Source organism: Streptomyces synnematoformans (genome assembly GCF_039531005.1).
Lineage (GTDB): Bacteria > Actinomycetota > Actinomycetes > Streptomycetales > Streptomycetaceae > Streptomyces > Streptomyces synnematoformans.
This window is the reverse complement of record NZ_BAAAPF010000319.1, coordinates 1-7803: the sequence shown is the minus strand read 5'-3', so window position 1 is coordinate 7803 and position 7803 is coordinate 1. Positions and strand designations below refer to the sequence as shown.

Here is a 7803-nt window from a genome sequence, read left to right as displayed (position 1 = left end):
GACACCGCGGCGGGCGGCCGTCGACTCCCCCGGCGGCCGGCTGACGAAGGTCGCCGGCCGCCGCTGCCTGGACCTGCTCGGCTCGGCGCGGGCGCGGCGGGAGCGGTACGCGGGCGAGTGGCTGCCGGAGCCGCTGCCGGACCGCGCGGAGCTGTTCGGCGGCCCGGCGGGCGGGTCGGCGGCGGACCCGGCGGACCCGGCGGAGCGCGTGACGCCGGACAAGTCGGTGCACATGGCGTTCCCCGCGCTGGAGCCCCGCCTGGAGCTGCTGGAACGCACGGTCAACGGCCAGCTCGGCGTGGTGGTACGGGTGGGCGGGGCCACGGTGACGGTGCTCGCGTTCGAGGTGGCGGACGAGAAGATCACGCAGATCTGGGCGGTGCGCAACCCGGAGAAGCTCCGCGCGTGGGCGGCGGCCTGAGCGGCGCGGCGGCCGGCCCGGTCACGGGCGCGGCCGGCCGTCTGCACATCCCTTGAACTCACCGGGCCCGTACCCGCAGCCCGGCCGTCCGCCGGTCCGCCCGCCCGCTCTGCCCAACCAAGCACATCAAACAGGGACTTACTGGCGCGCCGGCAGCACCGTTGCGTGCGCACCCCCTTGACGACGCCCGCCCGCGGGCGTAAACCAACTCAGCGTGAGAGAGCGCTCTCTTTCGCTCAATCATTCATTCCTTGAAGCCTGATCGAAGAGCCGACAAGCGCACCATCCGCCCCACCGGGTGCTTCCCGCACCACGAGCCGACGACTCAGGAGTGTCACGCATGCGCGTACCCCCCACCGGAGACTCGCCCCGGCGGTCCACCAGATCCGGCCCCTCGCGCCGCACCCTGCTGGCCGCCGCCGCGGCGGCGGCCGCGGTGCCGGCCACGGGCCTGGCGGTCTCCCAGGCGACCGCGGCCCCGCCGCGGTCCGCGGACCGGCCGCTCGCCGACCCGGACCTCGGCCCCAACGTGATCTTCTTCGACCCGTCCACCCCCGACATCCAGGGCCGGCTGGACCAGATCTTCCGCCGGCAGGAGTCGGCGCAGTTCGGCACCGGCCGCTACGCGCTGCTCTTCAAGCCCGGCACGTACAACGGCCTCAACGCCCAGCTCGGCTTCTACACCTCCGTCCTCGGCCTCGGCCTGTCCCCCGACGACACGCACATCAACGGGGACGTGACCGTGGACGCCGGCTGGTTCGACGGCAACGCCACCCAGAACTTCTGGCGCTCCGCGGAGAACCTGTCGCTCAGCCCCGTCAGCGGCACCAACCGCTTCGCCGTCTCCCAGGCCGCGCCCTTCCGCCGCATGCACGTGCGCGGCAACCTCAACCTCGCGCCGTCCGGCTACGGCTGGGCCAGCGGCGGCTACATCGCCGACAGCCGCGTCGACGGCACCGTGCAGCCGTACTCGCAGCAGCAGTGGTACACCCGCGACAGCAGCATCGGCGGCTGGCTGAACGCGGTGTGGAACATGGTCTTCTCCGGCGTCGAGGGCGCCCCCGGGCAGTCCTTCCCCGACCCGCCCTACACCACCCTGGACACCACGCCGATCTCCCGCGAGAAGCCGTTCCTCTACCTCGACGGCGCGGAGTACCGCGTCTTCCTCCCCGCGCTGCGCCGCAACGCCCGCGGCACGACCTGGGGCGGCGGCCCGCAGGGCGAGTCGCTGCCGCTCTCGGACTTCCACGTCGTCAAGGAGGGCGCGACCGCCGCGAGCATCAACGCCGCCCTGCGGGAGGGCAAGCACCTGCTGCTCACCCCGGGGATCTACCACGTCGACGCGCCGATCGTCATCGACCGGGCGGACACCGTGGTCCTCGGCATCGGCTACCCCACGATCATCCCGGACGGTGGCGTACGCGCCATGACCGTCGCCGACGTCGACGGCGTGCGGCTCGCCGGCTTCCTGCTGGACGCCGGGCCGGAGAACTCCGACGTGCTGCTCGAAGTGGGCCCGGAGGGCTCGTCCGCGGGGCACGAGGGCAACCCGACCACGCTGCAGGACGTGTTCATCCGCATCGGCGGCGCCGGCCCCGGCAAGGCGACCACCTGCATGGTGATCAACAGCCGGCACGTGCTCGTCGACCACACCTGGGTGTGGCGCGCGGACCACGGCGACGGCGTCGGCTGGGAGACCAACCGCTGCGACTACGGCGTCGTCGTCAACGGCGACGACGTGCTGATCACCGGGCTCTTCGTGGAGCACTTCAACAAGTACGACGTGCGGTGGAACGGCGAGCGCGGGCGCACGGTCTTCTTCCAGAACGAGAAGGCCTACGACGCGCCGAACCAGGCCGCGATCCAGAACGGCGACCTGCGGGGCTACGCCGCGTACAAGGTCGCCGACGACGTCGGCGAGCACGAGGGCTGGGGCATGGGCAGCTACTGCTACTACAACGTCGACCCGACCATCGTGCAGGAGCACGGCTTCGCCACCCCGACGGGCCCGGGGATCAGGTTCCACCACATCATGGTCGTCTCGCTCGGCGGCCAGGGGCAGTACGCCCACGTCGTCAACGACCACGGCGGCCCCACCTCGGGCACCGACACGATCCCGGCCAAGGTCGTCGCCTACCCCTGAGCCGCACCCGGCGGGTGCAGCGGCCCCGCCCCCGGTCCAGCGGACGCCGGGGGCGGGGCTCCGCCACACCGCTGCCCCGGCGCCGCCGCTGCCGGTCAGGCCGAGTCGCGTACGACCAGCGAGGGGCGGAAGACCACCGAGGGCGGCACGGCGCCGGGCTCCCGGATCTGCCGCAGCAGCAGCCGCGCCATCTCGCCGGCCATGTCCTCCACGGGCTGCCGCACGGTCGTCAGGGCCGGCTCCGCAGCCTCGGCGGCCTCGCTGTCGTCGAAGCCGACCACGCCCACGTCCTGCGGCACCCGGCGGCCGGCGCGCAGCAGCACGGGCACGGCGCCCAGCCCCATCAGGTCGGAGGCGACGAACACGCCGTCCAGCCCCGGGTGGCCGGCGAGCAGCCGGCGCATCGCCTCGGCCCCGCCGGCCCGGGTGAAGTCGCCCTCCGCCCACGGCAGGTCCGGCACCCCCAGCGCGGCGAGCGCGCCGCGGAACCCGTCGAGCCGCTCCTGCGCGGCCGGCATGTCCTGCGGGCCGGCCACCGTGCCGATCAGCCGGCGGCCCTGGGCCACCAGGCGCTCCGCGGCCAGCCGGGCGCCGGCGCGCTGGTCGACCTCGACGTACGGCAGCGCGGCCGCCCGGCCCGGGCGGCCGGCCAGCACGGTCGGCAGCGCGGTCTCGGCGAGCATCCGGGGCAGCGGGTCGTCCGGGTGCGAGGAGACCAGGACGACGCCGTCGACGTGCCCCTGGCGCAGGTACGCGAGCACCTGCGCGCGCGACGCCTCGTCGTCGGCGACCATCAGCACGGTCTGCAGGCCGGCCGGGCGCAGCTCCCGGAGGAGCCCGCTGACGACCCGGCCGAAGTGCGGGTCGCTGAACATCCGGCCGATGAACGGGGTGGCGAGGTGGCGCTGTTCGCGCTCGGAGACCACCAGGGCCACGGAGTCCGTGCGCCGGGTCACCAGGGAGCGGGCGGCCCGGTTCGGCGCGTAGCCCGTGGCGGTGATCGCCTCCTCGACCTTGCGGCGCAGCGCGGCGTCGACCGTGGGCAGGCCGTTGATGACCCGCGAGGCCGTCGCCCGGGACACTCCGGCCACCCGGGCCACGTCCTCCAGGGTGGCGGGGCGGCCGGGCCGCCGGGCTTCTGTTGCCATGGAGCCTTTATACCGTCCCGCCGTACGCGCCGAGAGAGCGCTTCCCCGTACAACCGCCGCAGGCCGGCGGACCACTTGACGAACCGCCGATCGCCCGGGCCGCAGTCTTTGGAGAGCGCTCTCTGCGGCTCAAGCGTATCCCGGGGACCGGCCGCCGGCCCGGGCGCCGGATGCAGCATCATGGGGTGAAGTGCGTAGCCGAGACGACAGGGCGCGATGGCGAGATGATGCAACCCGGCGATTTCATGATGGCCACCAGGAGCCGCGGCTACTCGCCGCAGCAGGTCGACCGCGTCGTCGGCGACCTGCTCGCCGAGCGGGAGGCCGCCGTACGCCGCGCCAGAGACCTGGAAGCGCAGGTGGAGGCGAGCGGACGGCACCTGGCCGGGCTGCTCGAACAGGTCTCGGCCCTCGGGCCGCAGACGTACGAGTCCCTCGGCGAGACCGCCCGCAAGCTCTATCTGGACGCCAGAGCCGAGGCCGACCGGGTGCGCGAACAGGCCGAGGCGGAGTGCCGGGAGCTGCAGGAGGCCGCCCGCGCCGCCGCGGAGGAGCGCGGCAAGGAGGCGGCGCAGCACGCCGAGCGCATACGGGCCGACGCCGACCAGCGGGCCCGGCAGCGGATCAAGCAGGCGCACGAGGCGGCGGGGCAGATCGTCGCCGAGGCGCAGCGGCACGCGGACGCGACCCGCGAGGAGGCGCGGCAGCGCGCGCAGCAGGTGACGCTGGAGGCCGCCGCGCACATCGGCGCGCAGCAGGCGGCCCAGGCCGAGCGCGAGGGGAAGCTCGACGGCGAGACGGGGGCGCGGCTCGCGGAACTGGAGGACGCGCTGGGTGCGGCGGAGCGGCAGGCCGAGGCCGTGCGCTCGGAGTACCTGCGGCGGCGGGACGGCAACGCGAAGTACGCGACCCGGCTGCTGCGGGAGGCGGAGCTGACGGCGGCTGACCTGCGCGACCGGGCCTGGCAGGCGGCGGAGCGGATCGAGATGCGCGCGGCGCTGGAGCAGGAGCGCTACGCCGCGCGTATCGAGGAGGCGCGTGCGCGGCTGGCGGAGGCGCAGCAGTCCGTGGTGGCGATCGCGAACCCGGCCGGGCGGCGGCAGGGCCAGAACCGGGAGTCCCGGCAGCAGGAAGCACCGCGGCAGCCGCGCCCGTCCGTGCCGCAGCAGCCGGCGCAGCCGCCGCGGCAGCAGCACCCGGGGCGGTAGGGGCCCGGGACGGTAGGGCCCGGCGGCACCGCCGGCCCGCCGCCTCGGCGGCGGGCCGGCACCGCGGCGTCACCGTGCGGGGACCAGCACCCCCGGGTTGAGGACGCCCGCCGGGTCCAGCGCGGACTTCGCGGCCGTGAGCGCCGCGGCGAACGGGTCCGGGCGCTGCCGGTCGTACCAGGGCCGGTGGTCACGGCCGACGGCGTGGTGGTGCGTGATCGTGCCGCCGTGCGCCGCGATCGCCTCGGAGACCGCGGCCTTGATGTCGTCCCACTGCGCGACCGTGCTGCCCCAGCGGCCGGGTGCGACGACGCCGAAGTACGGCGCCGGGCCGTCCGGGTAGACGTGGGTGAAGCGGCAGGTGACCACGCCCGCTCCCCCGGTGGTCTCGCGGACGGCGCGGTGCGCCGCGGCCGTGACGCCGTGGTGGAGCGCGTCGAAGGCGTCCCAGGTGCAGGCCGTCTCGAAGGTCTCCACGACCATGCCGTGCCGGGCGAGCGCGTCGCGCTGGTACGGCATCCGCAGGAACGCCGACCGCCAGGCCGCGCCGGCGCCGCCGCCGTCCGCGGCCGGCTCCCCCGGTGCGTCCGGTGCATCGGGTGCGTCCGGTGCCCCGTCCGGTTCGCCGCCGTGGTCGCGGCACAGCTCCAGCGCCCGCGCCAGCCGGTCGCCCACCGGGTGGTCCGCGGACTCGAAGCCCAGCACGAGCACGCCGCCGCCGACGGTCACGCCCGCGTTGACGAGGGCCTCCGCGGGGTCGAGCAGCCGGCAGTTCGCCGGGTGCAGCCCGCTCTGCGCCACGGCCCGGGTCGCCGCCACCGCCGCGGCGAAGTCCGCGAACCGCACCGACGCCCGCGCGCGCCACCGCGGCCGCGGCTGCAGCCGCAGCCACGCCTCGGTGATCACCCCGAGCGCGCCCTCGCTGCCGAGGAACAGCCGGTCCGGCGACGGGCCGGCACCCGAGCCCGGCAGCCGCCGGGACTCGCCGGTGCCGGCCGGCGAGACCACCCGCAGCGACTCGACGAGGTCGTCGATGTGCGTGTGGAGCGTGGCGTAGTGGCCGCCGGCGCGGGTGGCGAGCCAGCCGCCGAGCGTGGAGAACTCGTAGGACTGCGGGAAGTGCCGCAGCGCCAGGCCGTGCGGGCGCAGCCGCGCCGCCAGCCGCGGCCCGTACACCCCCGCCTGGATGCGTGCCGCGCGGCTCGTCGCGTCCACCTCCAGGACGGCGTCGAGCCGCTCCAGGTCGAGGGTGACCGCGGCGCGGTGGCCGGGGCAGCGCGGCTCGACGCCGCCGACCACCGAACTACCGCCGCCGTAGGGGATCGCGGCGATGTTCTCGCGGGTGCACCAGTCGAGGAGGTCGGCGACGTCGCGCTCGCGGCGCGGGCGGGCGACGAGGTCCGGCGGGTGGCGCAGGTCGCCGTGGAGGTTGCGTACGACGTCGCGGAACGCCTTGCCGTGCGCGTGCGCGGCCCGGTCGGCGGGGTCCGCGGAGCAGAGGGCGGCGAGCGAGGCCGGCGGCGCGACGCGGGGCGGGGGCAGGTCGAGGTCGGCGACGGCGGGCGGCGGGTGGTCGGCGGGCTCGGCGGCCGACAGCGGCCGCACGCGGTCGAGCAGCGCGGTGAGTTCGGCGCCGCGCACCGCGTCCTCGACGTTGCCCCAGCCCCACCACGATCGCGCCATGCGCCCCGCCCTTCCCTGCCGTCCACGGCTGTCCGCGGCCGAATCCCACCCCATGATGGCCGGAAATCCCCCCGCTTGATCACCCCTTCAGGCGTCTCCGCGGTCTTGACAGCGGTCCCGCCGCCGTCGGGCCGCATAGCCTCAATCGACGATCGACCGCTGCGGGACGGAGTGTTAACTGTGAGGGGCACGGCACGGCGACGGCATCGTGCCACCGGAGGGGGATGGCGTGACACACCTGAGCGACGACCGCGGTTCCGCGGTCTCGGATCCGCCGCCGTACGCCCCGGCGAGAGCCGGCTCGACATGCCGTTCGCACCTGGTCGTCGCCCCTTTTCCGGGGGCGGCAGGCGGTGATCCGGAGGCCGTGATGCCGCTGACCGAGGCCCTGGCGCAGGCACGTGCGCTCTTCACCGGACCCGACGGATCGGTCCGTTCGGTGTGGGCGGCCGACGACGGCCCGTGGCACGGGCCCGCGGCCCTCGCCGCCGCCGGGAGCTGCCGGCCGGGCACCCCGGTGGGGCTGGCGCAGCGGCCGTCGGCGGACCGGCTGGACGCCGCGTACGCGGGCGCGGACGGCTCAGTTCAGGTCATGCGGTCCGCGTGGGACGGCGGCTGGCACGCCCCCGCCGCCGTCGCGCCGCCGGGGACCTGCGCGCCCGGCGGCGCGGTCACGCTCGCGCACCAGCAGACGCTGGACCAGCTCGACGTGCTCTGCACCGGCGCCGACGGCTCGGTGCTGGTGCTGTGGTCCGGCGGCGGCGGGCCGTGGCAGGGGCCCGCGGTCCTCGCCCCGCCCGGCACCTGCGCGCCGGGCACCCCGGTCGGGCTGAGCCGGCGCCCGCCGGCCGAGCGGCTGGAGGCGGTGTACGCCGGCGCGGACGGGTCCGTGCAGGCGCTGTGGGCGGACGTCGACCACCCGTGGCAGGGGCCCGCGGTCCTCGCCCCGCCCGGCACCTGCGCGCCGGGCACGGCGGTGGCGCTCGCGCCCCGGGTCCCCGTCGACCGGCTCGACGCGCTGCTCACCGGCGCCGACGGCTCGGTGCGGGCGATGCGGGCGGACGGCGCCGGCCCGTGGACGCCGCCGGCGGCCGTGACGCCGCCCGGCGCCTGCGCGACGGGGTCGGCGGTGGCGCTCGCGTACGGGAGGCCGGCGCACCGGCTCGACGCGGTGGTCTCCGGCGCCGACGGCGCCGGGAC

The 7803-nt window shown here is 76.2% G+C and carries 5 protein-coding genes and 1 pseudogene; 4 read left to right on the top strand and 2 right to left on the bottom strand.

Annotation, left to right across the window (positions count from 1 at the left end; translation table 11 throughout):
* Together ABD317_RS30500 and ABD317_RS30495 are read left to right on the top strand one after the other, a co-directional pair.
* Nucleotides 1–421 (top strand): annotated as a pseudogene (locus tag ABD317_RS30500) (hypothetical protein); the annotation flags it as partial.
* Nucleotides 422–761: 340 nt separating this feature from the next.
* Nucleotides 762–2564 (top strand): coagulation factor 5/8 type domain-containing protein, encoded by a 1803-nt coding sequence (locus ABD317_RS30495; protein ID WP_344294054.1) that lies wholly within the window; start codon nt 762–764, stop codon nt 2562–2564.
* 95 nt (nt 2565–2659) lie between these two features.
* On the opposite strand, the gene ABD317_RS30490 is transcribed toward ABD317_RS30495, so the two are convergent.
* Nucleotides 2660–3712, bottom strand: a complete 1053-nt coding sequence (locus ABD317_RS30490) for a LacI family DNA-binding transcriptional regulator (RefSeq protein ID WP_344294052.1) — start codon at nt 3710–3712, stop codon at nt 2660–2662.
* Between the two features lie 224 nt (nt 3713–3936).
* On the opposite strand from ABD317_RS30490, the gene ABD317_RS30485 reads away from it, so the two are divergent.
* On the top strand, nt 3937–4920 hold the full coding sequence (locus ABD317_RS30485) for a coiled-coil domain-containing protein (RefSeq protein WP_344294050.1): 984 nt from the start codon (nt 3937–3939) through the stop codon (nt 4918–4920).
* 69 nt (nt 4921–4989) lie between these two features.
* Here ABD317_RS30485 and ABD317_RS30480 read toward each other — a convergent pair whose 3' ends face one another.
* A complete protein-coding gene (locus ABD317_RS30480) occupies nt 4990–6603 on the bottom strand; it encodes an FAD-binding oxidoreductase (protein WP_344294048.1) in 1614 nt (537 codons plus the stop codon).
* Nucleotides 6604–6973: 370 nt separating this feature from the next.
* On the opposite strand from ABD317_RS30480, the gene ABD317_RS30475 reads away from it, so the two are divergent.
* On the top strand, nt 6974–7803 hold an 830-nt coding region (locus tag ABD317_RS30475; RefSeq protein WP_344294046.1), incomplete at its 3' end, for a beta propeller lectin.